At 70.6% G+C, this 24113-nt stretch carries 23 protein-coding genes; 8 read left to right on the top strand and 15 right to left on the bottom strand.

All coding sequences use genetic code 11. The features are described 5' to 3' along the window. The first annotated feature begins 2 nt into the window (after positions 1-2). The gene (locus J5Y09_RS00370; RefSeq protein ID WP_209349731.1) at positions 3-1769 is read left to right on the top strand and encodes an O-linked N-acetylglucosamine transferase, SPINDLY family protein; all 1767 of its coding nucleotides are present in this window, start codon (positions 3-5) and stop codon (positions 1767-1769) included. Between the two features lie 13 nt (positions 1770-1782). Here J5Y09_RS00370 and J5Y09_RS00365 read toward each other — a convergent pair whose 3' ends face one another. The 10 genes from J5Y09_RS00365 to J5Y09_RS00320 form a co-directional block, all read right to left on the bottom strand. Then, positions 1783-2634: an FkbM family methyltransferase gene (locus J5Y09_RS00365; RefSeq protein ID WP_209349730.1), complete on the bottom strand. Its 852-nt coding sequence runs from the start codon at positions 2632-2634 to the stop codon at positions 1783-1785. A 70-nt stretch (positions 2635-2704) separates the two neighbouring features. Continuing rightward, positions 2705-3679: an ABC transporter ATP-binding protein gene (locus J5Y09_RS00360; protein WP_209349729.1), complete on the bottom strand. Its 975-nt coding sequence runs from the start codon at positions 3677-3679 to the stop codon at positions 2705-2707. Beyond that, entirely contained in the window at positions 3676-4605 is a 930-nt protein-coding gene (locus J5Y09_RS00355; RefSeq protein WP_209350126.1) for an ABC transporter ATP-binding protein, read from the bottom strand. The genes J5Y09_RS00360 and J5Y09_RS00355 overlap by 4 nt, the downstream gene beginning before the upstream one ends. Before the next feature lie 56 nt (positions 4606-4661). Next, entirely contained in the window at positions 4662-5588 is a 927-nt protein-coding gene (locus J5Y09_RS00350) for an ABC transporter permease (protein WP_209349728.1), read from the bottom strand. After that, entirely contained in the window at positions 5554-6513 is a 960-nt protein-coding gene (locus J5Y09_RS00345; RefSeq protein WP_209349727.1) for an ABC transporter permease, read from the bottom strand. The genes J5Y09_RS00350 and J5Y09_RS00345 overlap by 35 nt, the downstream gene beginning before the upstream one ends. A gap of 10 nt (positions 6514-6523) precedes the next feature. Further along, positions 6524-8320 (bottom strand): peptide ABC transporter substrate-binding protein, encoded by a 1797-nt coding sequence (locus J5Y09_RS00340; protein ID WP_209349726.1) that lies wholly within the window; start codon positions 8318-8320, stop codon positions 6524-6526. A 150-nt stretch (positions 8321-8470) separates the two neighbouring features. After that, positions 8471-8965, bottom strand: coding sequence for a deaminase (locus tag J5Y09_RS00335; RefSeq protein ID WP_209349725.1), 495 nt, complete (start codon positions 8963-8965; stop codon positions 8471-8473). Positions 8966-8978: 13 nt separating this feature from the next. Further along, positions 8979-10682 carry an ABC transporter permease subunit gene (locus J5Y09_RS00330; RefSeq protein WP_209349724.1) on the bottom strand — a complete coding sequence of 568 codons (1704 nt, stop codon included), beginning with the start codon at positions 10680-10682 and terminating at the stop codon, positions 8979-8981. Then, positions 10679-11716: an extracellular solute-binding protein gene (locus J5Y09_RS00325; protein WP_209349723.1), complete on the bottom strand. Its 1038-nt coding sequence runs from the start codon at positions 11714-11716 to the stop codon at positions 10679-10681. The genes J5Y09_RS00330 and J5Y09_RS00325 overlap by 4 nt, the downstream gene beginning before the upstream one ends. Further along, positions 11713-12771, bottom strand: coding sequence for an ABC transporter ATP-binding protein (locus J5Y09_RS00320; RefSeq protein WP_342451367.1), 1059 nt, complete (start codon positions 12769-12771; stop codon positions 11713-11715). Before J5Y09_RS00320 ends, J5Y09_RS00325 begins: the two co-directional genes overlap by 4 nt. Before the next feature lie 224 nt (positions 12772-12995). On the opposite strand from J5Y09_RS00320, the gene J5Y09_RS00315 reads away from it, so the two are divergent. From J5Y09_RS00315 to J5Y09_RS00300, 4 genes are read left to right on the top strand one after another with little or no spacing between them, the layout of a single operon-like run. Next, a complete protein-coding gene (locus J5Y09_RS00315; RefSeq protein ID WP_209349721.1) occupies positions 12996-14015 on the top strand; it encodes an ABC transporter substrate-binding protein in 1020 nt (339 codons plus the stop codon). After that, on the top strand, positions 14012-14794 hold the full coding sequence (locus tag J5Y09_RS00310) for an ABC transporter ATP-binding protein (RefSeq protein ID WP_209349720.1): 783 nt from the start codon (positions 14012-14014) through the stop codon (positions 14792-14794). Before J5Y09_RS00315 ends, J5Y09_RS00310 begins: the two co-directional genes overlap by 4 nt. Beyond that, entirely contained in the window at positions 14791-15627 is an 837-nt protein-coding gene (locus tag J5Y09_RS00305; protein ID WP_245216715.1) for an ABC transporter permease, read from the top strand. Before J5Y09_RS00310 ends, J5Y09_RS00305 begins: the two co-directional genes overlap by 4 nt. Next, positions 15624-16973, top strand: a complete 1350-nt coding sequence (locus tag J5Y09_RS00300; protein ID WP_245216714.1) for a cytosine deaminase — start codon at positions 15624-15626, stop codon at positions 16971-16973. The genes J5Y09_RS00305 and J5Y09_RS00300 overlap by 4 nt, the downstream gene beginning before the upstream one ends. Here the strand turns inward: J5Y09_RS00300 and J5Y09_RS00295 are convergent. Continuing rightward, the gene (locus J5Y09_RS00295) at positions 16960-17529 is read right to left on the bottom strand and encodes an NAD(P)H-dependent oxidoreductase (protein WP_245216713.1); all 570 of its coding nucleotides are present in this window, start codon (positions 17527-17529) and stop codon (positions 16960-16962) included. The two genes, J5Y09_RS00300 and J5Y09_RS00295, sit on opposite strands and share 14 nt — an antisense overlap. A 101-nt stretch (positions 17530-17630) precedes the next feature. Between J5Y09_RS00295 and J5Y09_RS00290 the strand changes: the two genes are divergently transcribed. Genes J5Y09_RS00290 through J5Y09_RS00280 form a run of 3 tightly spaced genes read left to right on the top strand, consistent with a single transcriptional unit; the run spans position 17631 to position 19341 of the window. Then, positions 17631-18329: a cysteine hydrolase family protein gene (locus J5Y09_RS00290; RefSeq protein ID WP_342451381.1), complete on the top strand. Its 699-nt coding sequence runs from the start codon at positions 17631-17633 to the stop codon at positions 18327-18329. Then, complete coding sequence (locus J5Y09_RS00285; protein ID WP_245216711.1) at positions 18326-18757, top strand: cupin domain-containing protein; 432 nt, start codon at positions 18326-18328, stop codon at positions 18755-18757. The genes J5Y09_RS00290 and J5Y09_RS00285 overlap by 4 nt, the downstream gene beginning before the upstream one ends. After that, positions 18757-19341, top strand: a complete 585-nt coding sequence (locus J5Y09_RS00280; protein ID WP_209349718.1) for an NAD(P)H-dependent oxidoreductase — start codon at positions 18757-18759, stop codon at positions 19339-19341. Before J5Y09_RS00285 ends, J5Y09_RS00280 begins: the two co-directional genes overlap by 1 nt. A 4-nt stretch (positions 19342-19345) precedes the next feature. On the opposite strand, the gene J5Y09_RS00275 is transcribed toward J5Y09_RS00280, so the two are convergent. From J5Y09_RS00275 to J5Y09_RS00260, 4 genes are read right to left on the bottom strand one after another with little or no spacing between them, the layout of a single operon-like run. After that, positions 19346-20752, bottom strand: coding sequence for an FAD-binding oxidoreductase (locus J5Y09_RS00275; protein WP_209349717.1), 1407 nt, complete (start codon positions 20750-20752; stop codon positions 19346-19348). Then, complete coding sequence (locus tag J5Y09_RS00270) at positions 20749-22110, bottom strand: FAD-binding oxidoreductase (RefSeq protein ID WP_209349716.1); 1362 nt, start codon at positions 22108-22110, stop codon at positions 20749-20751. Before J5Y09_RS00270 ends, J5Y09_RS00275 begins: the two co-directional genes overlap by 4 nt. Then, positions 22103-22918: a creatininase family protein gene (locus J5Y09_RS00265; RefSeq protein WP_209349715.1), complete on the bottom strand. Its 816-nt coding sequence runs from the start codon at positions 22916-22918 to the stop codon at positions 22103-22105. Before J5Y09_RS00265 ends, J5Y09_RS00270 begins: the two co-directional genes overlap by 8 nt. A gap of 3 nt (positions 22919-22921) precedes the next feature. Beyond that, positions 22922-23944 carry an ABC transporter substrate-binding protein gene (locus tag J5Y09_RS00260; RefSeq protein ID WP_209349714.1) on the bottom strand — a complete coding sequence of 341 codons (1023 nt, stop codon included), beginning with the start codon at positions 23942-23944 and terminating at the stop codon, positions 22922-22924. Positions 23945-24113 lie beyond the last annotated feature (169 nt).

Below are 24113 nucleotides of genomic sequence, written 5' to 3'. Positions count from 1 at the left end.
CCATGGCCCCGCTCGACACCGCGACCCAGGTCCCGCTTGCCGGCATGGGGCTGGAGGCGCTGATGCCGCGCCTCGAAGGCCTGCCGCCGGCGGATGCGATCGGCCTCTACCGCGCCTGGCTCACCGCCAACCCGGCATCCCCGCAGCGCTTCGCCGCCTGGTTCAACCTCGGCGTGCAGCTTGGCGCCGGCGGCGACCGGCAGGGCGCGATGATCGCCTATCGCCAGGCGCTGGCGATGAAGCCGGACCTGCACCAGGCCGCGGTGAATCTCGGCCTCGCGCTGGAAGCGGAAGGCAGGCAGGAGGAAGCGCTCGCCACCTGGGAGGCCGCGCTGCAGCCGGTCGAGGCGCGCCTGCCGCTGCTCAACCATCGCGGCCGGCTGTTCGAGAACCAGAAGCGCTACGCGGAAGCCGAGGCGACGCTGCGGCAGAGCCTGCAGCTTGATCCGCAGCAGCCCGACGTGGTGCAGCATTGGTCGCATCTGCGGCAGAAGGGCTGCATGTGGCCGCTCGACGGCGGCGGCCTTCCTGGCCTGGACGCGGAGACGCTGGCGCTGATGGGCGGGCCGCTCGGCGCGCTCGCGCTGACCGACGACCCCGCGCTGCAGACGCGCATCGGCGCGGCCTGGATCGCGCGCAAGGTGCCGGCGGCGCCGGAACGGCTCGCGCCGCCGCAGGGCTATGCGCATGACCGCATCCGCGTCGGCTACCTCTCCTCCGATTTCTGCCGCCACGCCATGGGCACGCTGATCGTCGAGCTGCTGGAACGGCACGACCGCAGCCGCTTCGAGGTGTTCGGCTACTGCACCACGGAGGAGGATGGCAGCGAGCTGCGCGCGCGCATCCTCGCCGCCTTCGACCACCATGTGCCCGTACGGCAGCTGACCGACGAGCAGCTGGCGCGCCGCATCCGCGCCGACGAGATCGACATCCTGGTCGACCTCAACGGGCTGACGCGCGGGGCGCGGCTGGGCGCGCTGCGCTGGAAGCCGGCCCCGGTGCAGGCGACCTATCTCGGCTATGTCGGCCCGGTGCCGCTGCCCGAACTCGACTGGATGATCTGCGACCGGGACGTGGTGCCGGAAGCCGAGGATGACGGCTACGCGCCGCGGCCGCTGCCGCTGGATGGGCTCTACCAGGCGAATGACGGCCAGCCGCCCGCCCTGCCCGTGGTGACGCGCGCCAGCGAGGGCCTGCCGGAGGACGCCTTCGTCCTGTGCTGCTTCAACAATTTCTACAAGATCACGCCCACGGTCTTCGGCGCCTGGATGCGCATCATGGCGCGGGCGCCGCGCAGCGTGCTGTGGCTGACCGAGGACAACGCGACCGGCATCGCCAATCTGCGCCGGGCGGCGCAGGCGGCGGGGGTCGATCCGGCGCGCATCCTGTTCGCCACGCGCTGCGACCCGGCGCGGTATCGCGCGCGGCTCGGCCTCGCGGACCTGTTCCTCGACACCACGCCCTACAATGCCGGCACGGTGGCGAGCGACGCGCTGCGCATGGGCCTGCCGATCGTCACGCTCGCCGGACGCGCGTTCGCCGCCCGGATGGCGACCGCGCTGCTGCGCGCGATCGGGCTTCCCGGCAACTCCGCGACGAGCGTGGACGAGTATGTGGAGATCGCCTGCGCCCATGCGCTCGATCCCGCGCATCATGCGCGGGTGAAGACCGCGCTGGCGGGCGATGCCTGGGCACGGACGGTCGGCGACGCGGCCGGCTTCGCCCGCCGCATCGAGGCCGCCTACGAGCGGATCCGCCTGCGCCCCTGACGGGCGCGGGCGGTCACGCCGCCCGCTGCTGCATGCCCTGGAGGTAGCCCCCGGCAAGCGCGCCGCCCTGGCGCGCGTCGTGCTCGCCCAGCAGGCGGAACACGACATCCGCGCTGCCGTAGCATTCGTGCAGGATCGCCGCCATCGCCAGCAATTGCCGGTCGGACAGCGCGTCGAGACGCGTCAGGTCGCGAATGAAGACCGCATCGGCCCAGACGAGCTGGCCCATGCCGGCATAGGGGTCGTTGTTGACCATCATGGGCTGGATCGCGCGGCTGACCGTCGGGAAGAAGCGGTGCAGGCGGAAGCCGTGGCCGGCGAGGAAAGTCTCCATCTCCCCATACAAGGGCTGGCCCTTGTAGAGCGGCAGGAACTCGACCTCCGCCTGGATCACCAGCGCGTCGGCGAGCCGCGCCACCGCGTTGCGCAGCACCATCAGCTCGGCGCCCTGGATGTCGAGCTTCAGCATGTCCGCGCCCGCCGTCTCGGGCACGTCGTCGAGCCGGACCGTGTCCACCTCCTCGGTCGCGATCACGCGCCCCCATTCGGGGAAGCCGTGGAACAGCGAAAGCACCGCGGGGTCGGGCTCGAGCAGCGAGGTCATGCCCGGCGCCTGGCAGATGCGCAACGTGTGGCGCGCGCCATCGCCGACGGCGTGGGGGAAGTAGCTCTCCAGCGGGCCCTTGCGCGCATCGAGCGTGGCAAGCGCGGCGCGGTTCGGCTCGAAGCCGACCACCTCGGCCTCGCCGGCGCGGAGCATGCCGGCATAGGGCGGTTCGGAATCGATCGGATTGGCGCCGATGTCCACGACCTTGATTCGGGGTGCGGCGCCGCGCGTCAGCGCGCGAAAGGAAAGGGCGACCATGGGCTGCCTCCTGCAGCGGAAAACGCCGCAGTCTCGCGCGCCGGCCTTTCCCGAAGGTTACGGCCGGCCGTCAGCCGCGCTTGTGGCAGGCGACGAAATGACCCGCGCGCACTTCGCGCAGTTCCGGCACCTCGGACCGGCAGGCGCCGGCATCGGCGATCGGGCAGCGCGTGTGGAAATTGCAGCCCGGCGGCGGATTGAGCGGACTCGGCACATCCCCTTCCAGCCGGATGCGCTGGCGCTTCACCGTCGGATCCGGGATCGGCACGGCCGAGAGCAGCGCTTCCGTATAGGGATGCAGCGGATCGGTGTAGAGCCCGCGGGCCGAGGCGATCTCCACGATCCGGCCGAGATACATCACCGCGACGCGGTCGCTGATGTGCTCCACCACCGAGAGGTCATGCGCGATGAACAGGTAGGTGAGGCCGTATTTCTCCTGCAGGTCCTCGAGCAGGTTCACCACCTGCGCCTGGATCGAGACGTCGAGCGCCGAGACCGGCTCGTCGCACACGATCAGCTTGGGGGAGACGGCGAGGGCGCGCGCGATGCCGATGCGCTGGCGCTGGCCACCCGAGAATTCATGCGGGAAGCGGCGCATCTGGTCGGCGTTCATGCCGACCGTCTCGAGCAGCTCGACGACGCGTTCCTCCCGCTCCCGCGCCGTCCTGGCGAGGCCGTGGATGACCAGCGCCTCCCCGATGATGGCGCCGACAGTCATTCGAGGGTTGAGCGAGGCGTAGGGGTCCTGGAAGATGATCTGCATGTCGCGGCGCAGCGCGATCATCTGCTTCTCGTCGAGCGCCGTGATGTCCTTGCCGTCGAACCAGACCTGCCCCGCGGTCGGCTCGATCAGCCGCAGGATGAGGCGCCCCGTGGTGGATTTCCCACAGCCGGATTCCCCCACCAGGCCGAGCGTCTCGCCAGGTGCCAGGTCGAAGGAAACGCCCGAGACGGCATGCACCTCCCCCACGGTGCGGCGGAGCACGCCACCCTTCACGGCGAAGCGCTTCACGAGCTTGTCGACGCGGAGCAGGGGCTGCGTCATGCGGCGATGGCCTCGGCGTGGATGCAGGCGACCTTGTGGCCGGGCGCGGCTTCCCGCAGCGGCGGCTCGGCGGCGCTGCATTCGGGGGTCGCGTGCCGGCAGCGCGCGGCGAAGCGGCAGCCCGCGGGCGGGTTGAGCAGGCTCGGCACCGTGCCGGGAATCGCTTCCAGGCGCCGATGCTCGGTGGCGGCGAGATCCAGGCGCGGGATCGAGCGGATCAGCCCCTGGGTGTAGGGATGCAGCGGGCGGGCGAACAGCTCGCCGACCGGCGCTTCCTCCACCACCTTGCCGGCGTACATGACGACGACGCGCTGCGCCGTTTCCGCCACCACGCCCATCGCGTGGGTGATGAGCAGCACCGCCATGCCCAGCCGCTGCTTCATCTCGTTCAGCAGGTCGAGGATCTGCGCCTGGATCGTCACGTCGAGCGCGGTGGTCGGTTCGTCCGCGATCACCATCTTCGGGTTGCAGGACAGCGCCATGGCGATCATCACGCGCTGGCGCATGCCGCCGGAGAACTGGTGCGGATAGTCGTGCACGCGGCGCGAGGCGTTCGGGATGTTCACCAGGGCGAGCATCTCCGCCGCCCGGTCCATCGCGGCGCGGCGGGACATCCCTTCATGCTGGCGCACCGTCTCGGCGATCTGGTCGCCCACGGTGTAGACGGGGTTCAGCGAGGTCATCGGCTCCTGGAAGATGAAGCCGATCTCCTTCGACCGTATGGCGCGCATCGCGGCCGGCGGCAGCGGCACCAGGTCCCGCCCCTGCCAGAGGATGCTGCCCGCCACGATGCGGCCGGGCGGCATGTCGATCAGCTTGAGCACGGTCTTGGCCGTGACCGTCTTGCCGCAGCCGGATTCGCCGACGACGCAGACCGTCTCCCCGCGGTCGACGCCGATGTCCACGCCGTCCACGGCGCGGACCATCCCGTCATCCGTCCGGAAATGGACCTTGAGGCCGGAGATCTCGAGCAGGCGGCCGGTCACAGGACGCGCCTCGGGTCGAGCGCGTCGCGCAGCCCGTCGCCCACGAAATTGATGCTGACAACGGTGAGGAAGATGGCGAGCCCCGGGAACAGCGCCCAGTGCGGCGCGAAATCGAGGTTGTCCTTGGCGTCGAACAGCAGCCGCCCCCAGGTCGGGATGTCCGGCGGGAAGCCGAGGCCGAGGAAGGAGAGCGTGCTCTCGGCGATGATCGCGGCCGCCACGTCGATCGTCGCCGCGACGATGACGGGCCCGAGGGCGTTCGGCAGGATATGGCGCATCACAAGGCGCAGGCGCGAAGCGCCGAGGGCGCGCGCGGCCTCGACGAACTCCTTCTCCCGCAGCGAGAAGAACTGCGCGCGCACCAGGCGCGCGACCGGCATCCAGTTGAACAGGCCGATGACCGCGACGATGAGGATGAAGACGCCCATCTCCGGCCCCACGACGTCCTTCAGGGAGTCGCGGAACAGGTAGATGATCAGCAGCAGCAGCGGCAGCTGCGGCAGGGACAGGAACAGGTCGGTCAGCCACATCAGCGCCGCGTCGAGCTTGCCGCCCGCCATGCCGGCGACCGCGCCGACGAAGGTTCCGAGGAAGACGGCGACCAGCATCGCCGTGAAGCCGACCGCCAGCGAGATGCGCCCGCCATAGAGGATGCGCGCCAGCAGGTCTTGGCCGAGGTCGTCGGTCCCCAGCGGATGCTCCCAGGACGGGCCTTGCAGCCGCGCGGTGAAGTCGATCTCGTCGATCGGCACGCGCCAGACGAGCGGCCCCACGAGCACCGCGAGGATCAGCATCAGCAGGATCGCCGCGCTGACGACCGCAAGCCGGTGCTTGCGGAAGCGGCGCCATGCCTCCCCCCACGGCCCGATCCGCGGGCGGGCGGGGGCGCTAGCGGTAGCTGATGCGGGGATCGAGCCAGCCATACAGGATGTCCGCGATCAGGTTGAAGAAGATGACGAGGCCGGCGAAGACGAAGGTGACGGCCATGATGACCGGCGTGTCGTTGGCGAGGATGGCGCTGATCAGCAGCGATCCGATGCCCGGCACGCGGAAGATCTGCTCCGTCACGATCGCGCCGCCGAACACCGCCGGCATCTGCAGCGCGACCAGCGTGACCACCGGGATCATCGCGTTGCGCACCACATGGCGCATGGTGATCCGCGTCTCCGGCAGGCCCTTCGCGCGCGCCGTCGTCACGTGGTCGAGCCGAATGACATCCAGCACGGCGGATCGCACGTAGCGCGTCCACGCCGCGCCCTGGAACAGGCCCAACACCAGCACCGGCATGATCGCCTGGCGGATGTGGTCCCACCACCAGCGCCAGCCGGAAGAGGTGATGTTCGTCGAATAGACGAAGGGCAGCCAGTCCAGCGTGATCGAGAACAGTAGGATCATCAGCAGCCCGGTGAAGAAGGTGGGCAGCGAGAAGCCGACGAAGGCCAGCGTGTTCGCGATCTGGTCGAAGATGGAATAGGGCCGCGTCGCGGCATAGACGCCGACCGGCAGCGCGATGCACAGCGCCAGCACCTGCGATGCGCCGATCACCGCGACGGTGGTGGGCAGCCGCTGCATGATGAGCTGGTCGACCGGGATGCGGCTGACGAAGGAATAGCCCCAGTCGCCCCGCAGCATGGCCAGCAGCCAGCTGACATAGCGCTCATGGATCGGGTCATCGAGACCGAGGCTCGCGCGCAGTTGCGCGCGGACATCGGGCGGCACGGCGGGGTTCGTCGCCAGCTCCTCGAACGGGTCGCCCGGGGCGAGGGCGAGCACCGTGAAGAGGATGACGCTGATCCCGAGCAGGCTCGGGATCGCGATCAGCAGGCGCCGGATGAGGTACTGGGTCACGCGGGACGGATCAGGTCTCGCGCCACCAGTCGCCGAGCAGCCAGAGCGTCCCGTCCCAGGCGCTCAGCACGTGCCGGAGGTTGTTCAGGCTCGCGCTGACGGTCGGGCGGCTGACCAGCGGGATGATGTGGTTCGAGCCGACGACGAGGTCGTTCAGCTGGATGAACATCGCCGCGCGCTTCACCGGGTCGAGCTCGGACTGCGCCGCGCGGAAGATGCGGTCGTACTCCTCGCTCCGCCAGCGGACGATGTTGCGACCCTGCCAGCTGTTGGCCTTGGTCGACATCTCCCAGGACACGTACTGGTTCATGAACCGCTCGGGGTCCGCCTGCGGCATCGTCGTCGTGTACATCTGCACGTCGGCGTAGAACTTGGTGTAGGTGTCCGGGTTAGCGACGTCCGACGAGAAGAAGACGGAGGCGACGACCGACTTCAGCTCGAGGTCGATGCCCGCGCGCTGCGCAGCCTGCTTGTACACCGCCTGGGTGCGCTGGCGCGGCGCGTTGACCGAGGTCTGGTAGACGAAGCGCAGCCGAACGCCGTCCTTGGCGCGGATGCCGTCCCGCCCGCGCGCCCAGCCGGCGCGGTCCAGGATCTCGTTCGCCTTCTGGATGCTGAATTCCCAGCGCATGTTGGGCGAGCGGAAGCGCGGCGGGTTGTTCAGGAAGTTGGCCGTCGCTGGGCCGCCGCGGCCGTAGATGAACTGCTCCAGCGCGTTGCGGTCGATCAGCAGCGCCATCGCCTCCCGCACCGCGGGGTCGCGGAAGGCGGGGTGCTGGGTGCTGATGTGGGAACGCTCGCCGTCGATCTCACGGTTCGGGTCGGTGGCGTTGAGCTGCACGAACTCGATGCCGCCGCCCTCGACGATGTTCACCTTGCCGCGGCCGGCGGCTTCCAGGCGCTTCAGAATCTCGTCCTCGACCTGCATGTTCCAGGCATAGTCGAAGTCGCCGGTCTGCAGCACGGCGCGCGCGGCCGAGACGGCGTCGCCGCCGCCCTTGATCTCGAGCGTGTCGAAGAATGGCCGGTTGTCCATGTGGTAGTTCTGGTTCAGCTCCCCGCGCAGCAGGTCGCCCGGCGCGAAGGAGACGAAGCGGTAGGGGCCGGTGCCGACCGGGCGCAGGTTGGCCGGCGCGTCGCGCGAATTGGCGCCGGCGAAGCCCTGGAACATGTGCTTCGGGATCATCTGCCCGGTCGCGGCCACGAACGCATCCGCCCAGAAGGGCGTCGGCTGGGCGAATTCCACCCGCACCGTATGGTCGTCCACCTTCACGACGTTGACGTCGCGGTAGGACCCGGAGGTGACCGCCGCCACGGCCGCGCTGCGGGCGTATTCCCAGTTGAACACCACGTCGTCGGCCGAAAAATCCTGCCCGTCGTGCCACTTCACGCCGCGCTTGAGCTTCCAGGTGACCGACCGCCCGTCCTGCGACAGGCCGCCATTCTCGATCGACGGGATCTCGGCCGCGAGGATCGGGTGCAGCGTGCCGTCGGAAGCCCAGCCGGCCAGCGGTTCATAGAAGACGCGCGCCGCGTCCTGGTTCGTCGTGCCGGCCGCGAAATGCGGGTTCAGCAGCGTCGCCGCCTGCCAGTACAGGATCTTCAGCGCGCCGCCGCCGCCGCGCCGGGTCGGGCGATAGGCCGGCACGGATTGCGCCGCGGCCGGCGCCGCGCCGGCGATGGCCAGCAGCTGCGTCGCCATGGGCGCGGTGAAGCCCAGCGCCGCCATGCGCCGGACGAAGCCGCGCCGTGTCAGCGTGCCGCGCTTCACGCGCCCGATCATCTCGCGCAGATGGTCTTCGCTCATGCCCTGTCTCCCAGTCCTGCCTCGAGCTTTGCCCTTTTGCGGCCTTCATGCGCCGCAGATTGTCCAGGTCAGCCCGTCATCCCTGCCCGACGATACAGGCGGCCGCGCAAGCCTGCACGGAATTCCCGCGCACCCACAAGGGGCGGCCGGTCATGCCGCGCCATCCGTCCAGTATCCCTGGTGGGGGACCGCCGCTTCCTCCTCCAGGCAGGGGCCGATGACGGCGACGGGTTCGGCCGCCGTGTCCAGCACCGCGCGACAGGAAAGCGACAGCCCCGCCGTATGCGCCTGGGCATTGCGCAGGTGCAGGATCGCGCCGGCCGAAAGTCCGTACACCACGCGCCCGACGCCCGCGTAGAAGGCGGCCGCGGCGCACATCGCGCAGGGCTCGCCCGAGGAATACATGGTGCCCGCGCGCATCCTGGCCCGGGGCGTGCCCGCCGCCAGCGCCGCGGTCAGCGCGTTCATCTCCGAATGCGCCAGCGTGCCGGCGCCGGAAGCACCCTGCATCGACCCCGCTTCCGCGATGACGGCACCCCCGGCATCGGCGATGACGCAGGCGAAGGGGCGGTCGCCGCGGGCTCGCGCCTCGGCAGCCAGGGCGATCGCCCGCCGCAGCAGGCGCGTGTCGGTCTCGGTCAGCATGGTCGCCATCCTCTCATCGCCGCCAGACGCGGTCGAGCGGGACAAGCCGGTGCATCGCCAGCAGCAGCAGCACCGTCACGAGGATGAAGACGGTGGAAATCGCGTTCACCGTGTTCTCCAGGCTGAAGGCCGCCTCCGCATAGATCCGCACCGGCAGCGTCTGCAGCCGCGCCGTGGTCAGGAAGGCCGTCACCGTCACCTCCCCGAAGGAGATCAGGAAGCCGATCAGGCAGGCGACGGCGATCCCCGGCGCCAGTTGCGGCAGCACCACGCGCTGGAAGACGCGCCAGGGCGGCGCGCCGAGGCCCGACGCCGCTTCCTCGAGCCCCCGGTCGAGCCCGGCGACGGAGGCGCGCAGCATCGCCAGCATGAAGGGCGCGACCAGCACGACATGCACGGCGAGGATGCCGAGGAAGGCCGGCAGCAGCGTGAACCATTGCAGCAGCCGCAACATGCCGAGCCCGATCGCGATCCCCGGCAAGGCGAGCGGCAGCATGAAGAAGGCGGCCAGCGCCTCCCGCCCCGGGAAGGTTCCGCGCGCCAGGCCGATCGCCGCCGGCAGGGAGATCAGCAGCGACACGCCGGTCGCGGCGAGCGCGAGTTGCAGGCTGACCCAGGCATCGCCGAGGTAGCGCTCATTCCCCAGCACGGCCGCGTACCAGCGCCAGGTGAAGCCGAGCCACTGCGCCACCGTCGCCTGCGGGCTGTCGTTGAAGGAGGATACGGCGACGAGCACCAGCGGGAACAGCAGCAGCAGCAGGGCGATGCCGAGCAGCAGGCGCGCGACGAGCGGCCCGACCGCCTCCAGCGCCGCGACCAACGCCCGGCGCAACGCCGGCGGCAGGCCGGGCAGGCGGCGCGGCGGGCGGCCGGCGCTCCAGGGCGTGGCGAACAGGATCGCGCGGCCGATCAGCAGCGTGCCGAGCACCGAGGCCCCCAGCATCACCATCGCGAGCGCCGAGGCGGCGGGGTAGTTCAGGATCTCGAGCCCTTCCTTCAGCACCACCATGCCGCTGACCATCACCTGCCGCCCGCCGACCAGCGTCGCCGAGACATAGGCCGTCGACGCCAGCAGGAAGACCAGCACCAGCCCAGCCCGCAGGCCCTGGAGCGAGAGCGGCAGCGTGACGCGGAAGAAGGTCACGACCGGCCCGGCGCCGAGCCCCGCGGCGGCTTCCGCCAGGCGCTTTTCCTGCGCCTCCAGCACGTCGTACAGCGCCAGCACCATGTAGGGCAGGAAGACCTGCGTCAGCGCCAGCCCCACCGCGAACCAGCCGAACAGCAGGTTCACCCGCGGCAGCCCCAGGAAGGCCAAAAGATTCGAGACCAGGCCGCCCGGCGCGAGCAGCAGGATGATGCCCAGGCTGCGCACCACCACATTGGTCAGCAGCGGCACGAGCACGCAGGCGAAGCCGAGCGGCCGCCAGCGTGGCGGCAGGCGCGTCAGCCACAGCGCGATCGGGTAGCCGAGGATCGCGCTCGCCAGCGTCACACCCGCCCCGAGCGCCAGGGTGCGCAGGATGGTCCGCCGGCTGAAGGGGTCCGTCGCGAGGTCCGCGTATTGGACGCCGGACGGGATGAAGGAGAGCGGCGCGAAGATCTCGGGGCTTTCCTGCACGGACAGCAGCGCGACCACGCCGAGCGGCGCGGCGAAGGCCGCGAGCATCCAGAGCAGGTACGGCGTCGCGAGCAGCGGCGCCGCGGCGCGCGAGGTCACCCGGCGATCTCGCGCGTGAAGCGGCTGGACCAGCGGGGCTGGTTGCGGATCACCAAGTCCCAGTCGAAGTCGACAAGGCGGCCGACCGCCTCCTCCCCCATGATCAGCTTGGCGCGGAGATCGGGCGGCAGGTCGAGGTTGCGGATGGTCGGGCTGTAGTAGATGCGCTCGGCATAGGCGCGTTGGCATTCGGGCGACAGGTGCAGGTTCACCCAGGCCTCGGCCAGCGCCTGCTTCTGCGTGCCGACGGTGATGCAGGCGACGTTGGTCGCCAGCGCCTGGCCCTCGGTCGGGTCGGCGATGACGATGTTCGGGTTGCGGGCTTCCGCATAGGCGCGGGTGAAGGAGCCGAACTCGACGCTTGCCGCGCCCACCTGCTGGTCGAACATGGTGAACAGCTGGTCCTGGCTGCCCTGGATGGCGGCGAAGGGCTTCAGCGCCGCGATCTGGCGGAAGGCGGGGTCGATGTCATTCTCGCTGCCGCCCCAGACCTTGGCCGCCATCAGCAGCGCCGAGGTGCCCTGCGCGCCGGGATAGGTCGGCCAGATCACCTTGCCGCGCAGGTCGGGGCGCCAGAAATCTCTCCACGACGTCATCGGCGCATCCACCTTGCGCCGGTCATAAACGATCGTCACCGGATTGAAGGCGACGCCATAGCCGCCGAGCTTCGCGGCCGGATAGAGGTTCGCCGCGTTCGGCACGCGGTCGGTCGCGGCCTGCGTCACCCCGTCGCGCACCGCCTGGCGGCTTTCGAAGATGTTCAGGTAGACGATGTCGAAGGACGGACGGCCGCGTTCGGCATAGGCGCGGGCGCGCCGTTCCGGCGTGCCGCCGAGCACGAAGTTGATCTTCACCCCGTGCTGCTGTTCGAGCGGCGTGGCGACGAATTCCCGCAGGATGCGTTCCTGCGCGCCGCCCCAGACGCCGACGGTCAGTTCCTGGCCGCGCTGGATCTGCGCGACGGGGCTGCGCATGAAGGCGAAGGGCGCGGCGGCGCCGGCGCCGAGGATCAGGCGGCGGGTCAGGCGGGTCATGCGGTGTCTCCCGTAGGGTCCTCGAGGAAGGTCAGCGCATCCGCGCCGGCCGAAAGCGTCACCGGCGCACCGGGCGGCAGGGCGGGTTCCGTCGTCGGGCGCAGCACGCGGATGCGTGGGCCGCTGTCGAGCGCGACCTCGTAGGCCACCTCGTCGCCCAGCCAGGCGGCCTCCGCGACGCGGCCGGGGGCGGCGAGCAGCGCGTCATCCCGCGGCACCAACCGAAGCCGCGCGGCGCGCAGGACGAGATGCGTCGGCTGCCGCGGTGCCCCGGCCGGCGGCGCGAGGCCGAGGCCGGGCGCCAGCATGAACACCCCGCCATCGAGCCGCCCCGCCAGCACCGTGCGCGCGCCGAGGAAGCCGGCGGTGAAGACGCGGCGCGGATGTTCGGTCAGTTCCGCGGGCGTGGCGCATTCCACCAGCTGCCCGTGGTTCAGCACGGCGATCCGGTCGGCCAGCGCCAGCGCTTCCTCCTGGTCGTGCGTGACGAACAGGGTGGTGATGCCGGTGCGCCGGCGCAGCGCGGCGATTTCCTGCCGCATCTCGACCCGCAGCCCGGCATCGAGGTTCGACAACGGCTCATCCAGCAGCAGCAGCGACGGGCGGATGACCAGGGCGCGGGCGAGCGCGACGCGCTGCTGCTGGCCGCCCGACAATTGCGCGGGATAGCGCGCGGCGAAGGCGGCAAGGCCCACCATGGCCAGCGCCTCGGCCACGCGGGCATCGCGTTCGGCCCGGGGCAGGCCGCGCATCTCGAGCCCGAAGCCAACATTCCCCGCGACGGTCATGTGCGGAAACAGGGCGTAGTTCTGGAACACCATGCCGATGCCGCGCCGGTGCGGGGGCGTGCGCTCGATGGCCCGTCCCTCCATCACGATGCGCCCGCCATCGGGCGCGACGAAGCCGGCCACCATGCGCAGCGTCGTCGTCTTGCCGCAGCCGGACGGGCCGAGCAGCGCGATGCATTCGCCGGCCTCGGCCCCGAGCGTCAGCCCGTCGACCACGGCCTGCGCGCCGTACCGCTTGGTGACCTGGTCCAGCAGGAGATGCGCCACGATGTCCCGACACGTTGCCCGGGGCTTCGGCTCCAAGAAACGTGCCAGGGCGCGCGCGGGAATGCCCTCCGCCAAGCGGCAAGGCGCCTGCGCCTTGGGCAGGCAGATGCGACGGACCTGCACAAGCCATGTGCAGCGCCCATATGTCCAGGCGGCGAACCGCGCCGCGGCACGTGGCATGTCCCTTGCTGCCCACGGCGCCGTCGACGAGGGCGGAGGAAGCCATGCGCACCAGGTACAGGATCGAGCGGCGCGCGCTGATCGGCGGTGGCGTCGGATTTGCGTTGACCGCGGTCACGGGCGCACGCGTGCCCTCCGCCCAGGCGCTCGACCGCGTCTCCTTCCAGACGAACTGGCGCGCCCAGGCCGAGCATGGCGGCTACTACCAGGCGGTCGCCGCGGGCATCTACAGGCGCTACGGGATCGAATGCGACCTGCGCATGGGCGGGCCGCAGCAGAATCCCGCGCAGCTGCTGCTCGCCGGCCGCGTCGACATGGTCATGTCGAACGGCTTCCAGGCGCTGAACTACGTGCGGGAGAACGTGCCCTTCCTCACCATCGCGGCGATCTTCCAGAAGGATCCGCAGATCCTGATGAGCCACGAGGAAGCGAACATCGCCGGCTTCGAGCAGATGCGCGGCCGGCCGATCCTGATCGGCGCCGGCGGGCGGGTGACGTACTGGCCCTTCCTCCGCGCGCGCTTCGGCCTGACCGACGACCAGATCCGCCCCTACACCTTCAACATCCAGCCCTTCCTCGCCGACAAGGGCGCGATCCAGCAGGGGTTCCTGTCCTCCGAGCCCTTCTCGGCCATGGCCGGCGGCGCGCGGCCGCGCGTGCACCTCATCGCCGATGCCGGCTTCCCGAACTACCAGACCACCATCGACATCTCCCGCCGCATGACGGAGGAGAAGACGGATCTCGTGCAGCGCTTCGTCGACGCGACGGCGGAAGGCTGGACGCAGTACATGCGCAGCCAGGACGTGGAAGCCGCGAACCGCCTCATCATCCGCGACAACCCGGACATGACGCTGGAACGCATCACCTACGCCGTGCGGGTGATGAACGAGCGCGGCATCGTCCTGTCGGGCGACGCCGAACGCCTGGGCATCGGCGCCATGACGGATGAGCGCTGGGAGACCTTCTACACCACCATGCGCGACGCCGGCGCGATGCCGCCGGGCCTCGACGTCAAGCGCGCCTATTCGCTCCGCTTCGTGAACAAGCGGGTCGGTCTGGGGTGAGCTCGGCGCGGCCGCTCGTAGCGCTTCGCGGACTCGCGAAGCGCTACGCCACGGGGACGCTGGCGCTCACCGGCATCGACCTCGACATCCTGCCGGGCGACTTCGTGGCGCTGCTGGGCCCGTCCGGCTGCGGCAAGTCGACGCTGCTGCGCATCCTGGCCGGCCTTTCGGGGCCGACCGGCGGGACGATCGACTGGCCGAGCGCGGCGCATGACGCCGCCGGCGACCCGCAGCGCGACATCGGCTTCGTCTTCCAGGAACCGACGCTGATGCCCTGGGCGACGGTGATGCGCAACGTCACCCTGCCGCTCGAACTCGCCGGGGTGAAGCGCAGCGAGGCGGAGGACCGCGCCGCCGAATGGCTCGCCCGCGTCGAGCTGAAGGGCTTCGAGAAGGCCTATCCCCGCGCACTGTCGGGCGGGATGCGCATGCGCGTGTCCATCGCCCGCGCGCTGGTGACCCGCCCGCGCCTGCTGCTGATGGACGAGCCCTTCGCGGCGCTGGACGAGATCACCCGCTTCCGGCTCAACAACGACCTCCTCCAGTTGTGGGAGGCCGAGCGCTTCACCGTGGTGTTCGTGACGCATTCCGTCTTCGAGAGCGTCTTCCTCGCGCAGCGCATCGTCGTCATGGCCCCGCGCCCGGGCCGCATCGCGGAGGAGATCGCGGTGACCGCGCCGACCCCGCGGGGGGAGGAATTCCGCACCTCCCCCGACTACGCCGCGCAATGCCGGACCGTCTCCCACGCCCTGTCGCGCGCCATGGCGCCCGCGGCATGAGCGAGGAGCCGACGCCGGAACGCGCCCTACCCGCCCTGCCCGGCGTGGCCGCCTGGATGCGCGTGGTGGCGCCGACCGTCATCGCCTTCCTGTTCCTCGGCGCCTGGGAAGCAGTGGTGCGGGTGAACGGCATCCCGCACTACATCCTGCCGGGGCCCCTGCTGGTCGGGCAGACGCTGCTGAAGGACTGGGGCACGCTGTCCACCTCGCTGCTGATCACGCTGAAGATCACCTTCATGGCGCTGTCCGTCGCCGCGGTGCTGGGGCTCGCGCTGGCGGTGCTGTTCGCGCAGTCGCGCATCATCGAGATGTCGCTGTTCCCCTTCGCCGTCATCCTGCAGGTGACGCCGATCGTCGCCATCGCGCCGCTGATCATCATCTGGGTGAACGACGTCACGCTGTCCCTGCTGATCTGCGCCTGGATCGTCGCCTTCTTCCCGATCCTGTCGAACACCACGGTCGGGCTGAACTCGGCCGACCACAACCTGATCGACCTGTTCCGCCTCTATCGCGCGAATCGCTGGCAGGTGCTGGTGCGGCTGCTGCTGCCCTCCGCCCTGCCGTACTTCCTGGCGGGGCTGCGGATCTCGGGCGGGCTCGCGCTGATCGGCGCGATCGTCGCGGAATTCGTGGCGGGGACGGGCGGCAGCGCCTCGGGGCTCGCCTACCGCATCCTGGAAGCGGGCTACCAGCTGCAGATCCCGCGCATGTTCGCGGCCCTCGTGCTGGTCAGCGGCACGGGGATCGCCATCTTCCTGGCGTTGACGCTGCTCTCCCACCTGCTGCTGCGGAAATGGCATGAGAGCGCGATGGGGCGGGGGGACCGGCGATGAGCATCGCGATGGATCGACTGCGGGCGGCGCTGGACGGCGCGGGGTCCGCCTTCTGGCTGCGCGATGCGCGGGCGCCCGCCGCGCTGCTGGCCGGCACACCCGGCCTGCCGACGGATGGGGAGGGCCTGGCGCGGATCGACCTGCGCATCGAGGCGGGGTGCATCGCGGCCATCGCCCCCGCCGGCAGCGCGCCGGACGGGCCCTCGCTCGATGGCGGCCAGGTCTGGCCGGGCCTGGTCGATGGCCACACCCATATCGACAAGGGCCATATCTGGCCGCGCATGCCGAACCCGGACGGCACCTTCGGCGGCGCGATCGGCGCCGTCATGGCCGATCGCGGCGCCAACTGGTCGGTCGATGACATGCGCGCCCGAGCCGATTTCGCGCTGCGCGCCGCCTACGCCCACGGGACGGTCGCGCTGCGGACGCATCTCGACAGCTACATGCCGCACGCCCCGAACGCCTGGGCGATGTTCCGCGCGCTGCGCGACGATTGGGCCGGGCGGATTACGCTGCAGGCCTCCTCGATTGCGCCGCTCGACCGCTTCGCGGGGGAGGAAGGGGCCGAACTCGCCGACATCGTCGCCGATTCGGGCGGCGTGCTCGGCATGGTCACGCGCCTGTCGGGCGGCATCCATGACGAGATGCCAGCCGACTTCCAGCCCATGCTGGACCGCTTCTTCGCGCTGGCGGAGGACCGTGGCCTCGCCCTCGACCTGCATGTGGACGAGAGCGGGGAGACAGGCGCCCGCGCGCTGCGGGAGATCGCGGCGACCGCGCTCCGCCGCGGCTTCAAGCGGCCGATCCAGTGCGGCCATTGCTGCGCGCTGTCGCTCCAGCCCGATGCCTTCGCCGAGGAGACGATCCGCCTCTGCGCCGAGGCCGGCATCGCCATCATCGTCCTGCCCATGTGCAACATGTACCTGCAGGACCGCGTGCCGGGCCGCACCCCGCGCTGGCGCGGCGTGACGCTGGTGCATGAGATGCGCGCGGCGGGCATTACCGTATCGGTCGCCAGCGACAACACGCGCGACCCCTTCTACGCCTATGGCGACCTCGACATGGTCGAGGTGTTCCGCGCCGCGACGCGCATCCTGCACCTGGATCATCCCTTCGGAGACTGGCCGCGCGCCGCCGCGGCGACGCCGGCCGGCGCGATGGGGCTGCCGGACCACGGCATGATCCGCCCGGGTGCCGCCGCCGACCTGATCCTGTTCCGCGCGCGCGTCATGACGGAGTTGCTCTCCCGCCCCCAGGCGGACCGGATCGTGCTGCGCGCGGGCCGCGTGCTGTCGGCGGAGCTGCCGGACTGGCGGGAACTCGACCCCGTCCTCACCAGCGGCTGAAATGCAGCCGCACCTTCGCGAGGAAGGCGTCGAGCTCGGCCCGCCCGCGGCGGTCCATCCCGTTCAGGTACAGCCAGTCGAGCCGGCAGCCCTTCGCGCAGAGCCGGCGGATGCCGCGGCCGATCAGCTTCTTGTCCGGCCAGCCGATGTACCAGAGCAGCCAGGTCGGCGAGCCATAGGTCGTCACCACCGCGATGCGCGTGATGTTGGTCAGCAGCGGCTCGATCGCGCCGTCCCCGAGCCTGAACGCGACGCCGGGCGACCAGACGCGGTCAAACCAGCCCTTCAGGATCGCCGGCAGGCCGTACCACCAGGTGGGGTAGACGAGGACCAGCGCCTCCGCCGCCCGCAAATCGGCGACATGCGATTCGATGCCCCGCTCGTTCGCGCCTTCCGTGTGGTAGCGCTCGCGCTCCTCGGCCGTCAGCGCGGCGACGAAGCCCTCGGCATAAAGGTCGCGGACGGTGACGGCGTGCCCGGCGGCCAGCAGCGCGTCCCGCGCGGCGTCGCGGAGGGCGGCAGAATAGCTGTCGCTCCGCGGATGGGCATGGATCATCAGGATTCGCATCATCCCCTCCGCTGGAGCATCTTCGCATGATCCCGATCGGGCCATCGCCGCGCAACACATGGCGCGTGTCCGGAGAAGCGGCAGACTTGGTGCGGCCCGCAATCGCGCCGCGGCCCGTCACCGTCGCGGCGCGGCCGAAGCGCGTGACCTTCGACCTCGCGCGAAGCGCGATCCTCGTCATCGACATGCAGAACGACTTCTGTCACCGCGACGGATGGCTCGCCTCGATCGGCGTCGATGTCGCCCCGGCCCGCGCGCCGATCGCGCCGCTCTGCGCGCTGTTGCCGCTCCTGCGCGCGGCGTCGGTTCCCGTCGTCTGGGTGAACTGGGGCAGCCGGCCGGATCGGCTGAACCTCTCGCCGGCGCTGCTGCATGTCTACAATGGGTCTGGCGCGGGGGCCGGGTTGGGCGATCCGCTGCCAGGCACGGGCAGTCCTGTGTTGCAGACCGGCGCCTGGTCCGCGCAGGTCGTGGACGAACTCGCGCCCGATCCGCGCGACATCCGCATCGACAAGCACCGCATGTCGGGCTTCTGGGACACGCCGCTCGACAGCATCCTGCGCAACCTGCGCGTGGACACGCTGTTCTTCGCCGGGGTCAACCTGGATCAATGCGTGCTGCACACCATGGCGGACGCGAACTTCGCGGGTTTCGACACGCTTCTGGTCGAGGATTGCGCCGCCACCACCAATCCCGATTTCTGCCGCCAGGCGACGATCCTCAACATCCACCAGATCTTCGGCTTCACCCTGGCATCCACCGACCTGATGGAGGCGATGAGCCCATGATGAGCGCACCCGTCATCGGCAAGCGCGCGGCGGACCTGCGCGGCTTCCGCATCGCGCCCGCGGACACGAACTATTTCGCCTGCCTGCTCGATCCGCTGGCCGACGGGGTGTCCTTCACCCTTGTCGTCGAGATCTTCGAACCCGGCGGCAAGACGCCGCCCAACACCCACATCGCGGCGGAGGAATGCTTCTTCGTCCTCGCCGGCAGCGGCATCGCCATGGCAGATGGCAGGACCATGCCGATCGGCCCCGGCGACTGCTTCGTGCTGCGTCCGGGCGTCGAGCATGTGGTCGAGAACACCGGCACGACGAAGCTCTATTGCCTGACGCTGATGACGCCGAACGAGGGCTTCGCCGAGCTGATCCGCAACGGCACGCCGGTCGACCTCGCGCCGGAGGACATCGCCGTGCTGACGGGCCGCGCCTGATGCGCGTGCTCGTGCTCTTTGCCCATCCGCTGGCCGATTCCTTCCACGCCGCGCTGCACGCGGCGGCACTCGAAGGCCTGGCCCGGGCGGGGCACGAGATCGACGATTGCGACCTCTATGCCGAAGGCTTCGACCCGGTGCTCTCCGCCGAGGAACGGCGCGACTACCACGACCCGGCGCTGAACCGTCGCCTGGTCGCGCCCTGGGTGGAGCGCGTGCAGAAGGCCGAGGCGATCGTCTGCGTCTTTCCGACCTGGTGCTTCGGCCCGCCGGCCATCCTCAAGGGCTTCTTCGACCGGGTGTTCCTCCCCGGCGTCTCCTTCCGGCTGGAGGAGGGCGTGGCGAAGCCGGCGCTGACCAACATCCGCCGCATCGCCGGCATCGTCACCTATGGCCGCCCCTGGTGGACGGCGCTGCTGATGGGCGACCCGCCGCGCATGGCGGTCACGCGGTACCTGCGCGTGCTGACCGGCTGGAAGGCGAAGGCGGAATACCTCCCGCTGTATGACATGAACCGCGCGCCGCAGGCGCGGCGCGAAGCCTTCGTCGCCCACGTGCGCGACCGCATGGCGCGCTTCGGCTGACGCGCTATTCGAGCGCTTCCTCCACCTCCGGCGCGTCCGGGTCGCCGAACATGTAGTGGCTGCGCGGCGCCTCCGGCGACCAGGACGGATTGTCCCAGGCCAGCATCTTGCCCGGATTCAGCAGGCCGAGCGGATCGGCCTCCTTCTTGAATGCCAGTTGCCGCGCATCGACGCGCTTCATCCCGCCCTCCTCCAGCGTGAAGGCGTGCGGGTTGAAGATCGGGCAGCCATTCTCCTCATGCAGGCGGATGATCTCGGCCAGCCGCTCCTCAGTGGTGTAGCGCACGAGTTGCAGGCCGAAGCAGGTCACCTCGCCGCCGAAGCGGACGAATTCAAGGTGCATCGGCACCTCGTCGCCGAACATCGCCGCCATCTTCTCGACCAACGCGAGATGGCCCGGCGGCGGGAACAGGGTCTGCAGGTAGGTGATGGTCCGGTCGAGCTTCAGCGCCTGCAGCGTCGTGTGGTTCCAGGAATGCTCGTAGAGCGGCACGGCGGCCTGCTCGGTCGGGCAGCGGTACAGCTCGCGGCCGCTGTGGCGCTCGACATAGGGCGGCAGCGCCTCGAGGAAGGGCGCGGCGACCATCGCCAGCACCACATGCATCCCTGCCGGGATCACGCCGTCGAAGGCCTTGAAGTATTGCTGCGGCACGGGCGCGGCGACGACGCAGGCGAGCTTCTTCACGATGCCGTCCGCGCGCGTCAGCGCATCGGCGAAGCGCGCCGCGTCCATCAGCGTCGGGAAGCCGAGCATCACATCCACCCACTCATGGGCCGGGGCGAGCGGCACCTCGACCTCCGTGATCACGCCGTTGGTGCCGTAGGCGTGGTTGGCCTTGTCGATCTCCGCGCCGCGCAGTTCCAGCACGCGGGGCTCGGCCTCCATCGTCACCACGCGCAGGCCGAGGATGTTCCCCGGCTCCCGCAGCGATCCCCACATGCAGGAGCCCGCGCCGGCCGACCCGCCGGCGATGAACCCGCCGATCGTCGCCGTGCGCTTGGTGGACGGATGGAAGCGCAGCTCGCCGCCGACCTCGCGCCGCACCTGCTCATCGATCGCGATCAGCTTCGCCCCCGCCTGAGCGCGCAGCAGGCCGGGCTTCGCCCAGAGCACGCGATCCATGGCCGACAGGTCGAGGACGATCCCACCCTTGAGCGGCATGGCCTGGCCGTAGTTGCCGGTGCCCGCGCCGCGGGGCGTCACCGGGATGCGTCGCGCATGGCATTCCGCGAGGATGCGGATCACCTCCGCCTCGTCCTTCGGCAGCGCCACCGCATCCGCCGTCACGCCGTTCAACTGGCGCTTCAGCACGGGCGAGTACCAGAAGAAGTCGCGGCTGCGCTGGCGCACCAGCGCGGCGTCGGTGATGAACGCGACGCCCGGCAGGGCGGCGATCAACTCAGGAATCATGCGGCGTCGGTCTCCGGGGCGTCGAAACTCGCCATCTTGCCGGGGTTGAACAGGCCGAGCGGATCGACGCGGCGCTTGAAGCCGAGTTGGTCGCCCGGCACGCGGCGATAGCCCGAGCCGCCTTCGATGGTGAAGACATGCGGGTTGGCGATGCCGATGCCTTCGGCCTCGAACCCCGCCATGATCGCGTTGAGCCGCGCCTCGTCCGTCCAGCGGATGACGGGCAGCGCGGTCATGGTGGTGCGGCCGCCGAAGCGGACGCATTCGGTGTGCATCCACACCTCCTCTCGGAATTTTTCCCGCACCGCCTCGACGGCGCGCAGCGTGTCCTCGAAGGGGAAGCGGCATTGCAGGTAGGTGACGCCGCGGTCGCGCTTGAGCACCTGCAGCGTCGTATGGTTCCAGCAATACTCGTAGAAAGGCGTGGCGTCCGGGTCGCGCTCGGCCGCCACCGTGTCCTGGTCCGCGACGATCGTGCCGCCATGTTCCCGCACAAGGTCGCGGAAGGCGACGAGGCCCGCGGGCGCGATCATGGCAAGCAGCAGCGCGTGCCCCGCCGGCACCGCATCGCCCAGCCCACGGAAGAAGGGCGGCAGCCGGTCGTCGAAGACCGCCGCCATTTTCTTCGGAATGCCGTCGGCGAAGGCCAGCGCGAGGGCGCAGCGCGCGGCCGCGGGGAAGTCCGGGAAGGTCACCGCCATGTCGCGCCAGGCCTGCGCCGGCGCCAGCGGAATGCGCACGCGGGTGATGACGCCCGTCGTGCCATAGGTGCGGTTGACCGGCGCGGCCTCGTCGCCCGACAGGTCGAGCAGCGCGGGCGGGTCCTGCATCGTCGCGACGCGCACGCCGTTGAGGTTGCCGCGCTCGCGCATCGTGCCATGCACGATGCCGCCCACCCCCGCACCGCCGCCGGCGACGAAGCCGGCGATCGTCGCGGTGCGCTTGGTGGAGGGCCAGAGCCGCAATTCCCAGCCCCGCTCGCGTGCCCACAGGTCGAGGTCGATCATCCGCGCCCCGGCCTCGGCTTGCAGCACCCCGTCCTCGAGTGCGATCGGCGCCGTCATCGCCGTGGTGTCGAGCACCGCTCCGCCGGCCAGCGGCACGCATTGCCCGTAATTGCCCGTGGCACCCCCGCGCACCGTCACCGGCACACCCTGCGCGCGTGCCGCGGCGAGGATGCGCAGCACCTCCGCCTCCGTCTTCGGGCGCAGCCACAGATCGGCGCGCTTGCCGTCCAGCTGCGCCTTCAGGATCGGGCTGTACCAGTAGAAGTCGCGGCTCTTCTGCCGCAGCAGGGCGGGGTCGGCCGATTGCTCGACGCCGTCGAGCGCGGCCGCGAAGGCGGCGATGTCAGGCATCGGGGTCGGGCGCGTTCGACAGGAAGGCCTCCACATCCATCGCCGCGACCTGCGCCCAGAGCGCGGCCATCTTCTGCGCGGCGTGATCCAGCAGCATCTCCCCGATCTCGACCGTTGCGGCGGAGGCATCGCCCACGGCACCCGCCGGGTGCAGGTCCTGCGCCTGCCAGGCGAGCGGCGCGCCGGCGTCCGGTGCCATGGCGGGTGTGGCGTTCGACACGCCCTGCCAGCGGCTGACGAAGTTGCGCGCCTTGTCCATGTGCACCAGGTGCGGCGTCAGCGCGAGCATCACCGATGTCTCGTCCCGCCCGGCGTGGATGCCGAAGCGCGATTCGACCGGGTCGCGCAGCGCCTCGGGCTTGCCCATCCGCGCCCACATGGCGTTCACGGCGAAGAGCCCCTGCTCGATCCGCAGCCGCCGCGCCGCGATGTCGAGGCAGGAGACATTGCCGCCATGGCTGTTGACGAAGACCAGCCGCTTCACCCCCGCGCGCGCGACCGAGGCGCCGATGTCGCAGACCAGCGCGAGCAGCGTCTCCGCGCTGGTGGTCAGGGTGCCGGGGTAGCGCAGGTGCTCGACCGAAAGCGCGACGCTCTGCGTCGGCAGCACCAGCACGGGCAGGTCGTCGGGGATGACCTTCAGCGTCCGCCCCACCACGCCCTGGTTGATCGTGGTGTCGACCGATACGGGCAGATGCGGCCCGTGCTGCTCGATGCTCGCCACCGGAAGGACGGCGACCGTGTTCGCCGGCAACGTTCGGAAGGCCGGCCAGGGCAGATCCTGCCAGTAGCGCGTGGGAAGCGGCATGCGTCAGGCGAGCCTCATGTCGGTGGCGGGCGGAAGGTAGCGCGGATCATACACCTCGCCCCAGGGCATCGCGCGGGAGATCGCGAAGGCTTCCCGCACCATGTCGATGCCGCGCTGCAGCCGCGTGGTGTCGATCCGGCCGAAGCCGTTGGCGCGGACATGCGACGTGAAGGTCAGCTCGTTCAACGCCATGCGCAGCCGCTCGGTCTCGAGCGGCACGTCGGTCAACGGCTCCCGCGCGCGCAGCGCGGCGATGGCCACGGCGGGATCGGCCAGGCTGTCGTATTGCGCGCGCACCAGGCCGCGGATCAGGCCGGTGACGGCGGCGGGATTCGCCTCCGCCCAGCGGCGGGAGGTGATGAGCGCGGTGGAATAGAAGTCCGCCCCGACATCGCTGAAGCGCATCGTCACGATGTCCTCCGCCCGCACGCCCAGGCCGCGCAGCGAGAAGACGCCCGAGGTGATGAAGCCCGTGATGGCGTTGACGCGCCCCTGGGCGAGCATCGTCTCCCGCAGCTGCGGCGTGACGGTCTGCCAGCGGATGCGGGAGGCGTCGATGCCCGTCGCCTTGGCGAAGGCTGGAAAGAGCTGGCGGCCGGCATCGGATTCAGGCGCGGCGACGGTCTTGTCCATCAGGTCGGCCGGGCGCGCGATGTTCTCCCGCCGCAGCGTCATCACCGCGGCCGCCGTCGCGTCGTAGACGATGAAGGGCGTGAAGAGGTCGACCTCGGGCCGCTCGAGCTTCATGCGGATGGTGGGATTGAGGTCGGCGACGCCGACATCGTAGGCGCCGCCCGCGATCTTCACCGGCACGTCGCCCGACCCGAAGCCCCGGTCCATCGTCACCGCCAGCCCTTCACGGCGGAAGTACCCGCGTTCGAGCGCCAGCAGGAAGGCCGCCTGGGGGCCCTGCAGCGCCCAGTCCAGGGAGAAGCGGACCGGCAGCAGCGTCTGCGCCTGCACGGCGGGCGCGGCGAGGCCGGCGGCCGTGGCGGCAAGGGTCTTCAGCGCAAGGCGACGATCCATGGCGGGTCTCCGGCACAGGTCCGGACGTTCCCGGACCGGGTCGTCGCGGGTGTGCAAGCGGCGGACCAGCCGCAGACCCGCGGGGCGCCTGCGCGACTGCCCGCTTTCTGTGCGGGCAGGGATCGAGCCCTGCCGCAGCGGCAGGCAGTCCGGCCCCGAATGCCCGGCT

Source organism: Roseomonas nitratireducens (assembly GCF_017813355.1).
Classification (GTDB): Bacteria; Pseudomonadota; Alphaproteobacteria; order Acetobacterales; family Acetobacteraceae; genus Neoroseomonas; species Neoroseomonas nitratireducens.
Note: the sequence above shows the minus strand (reverse complement) of the source record. Positions and strands in the feature narration are given on the sequence as shown.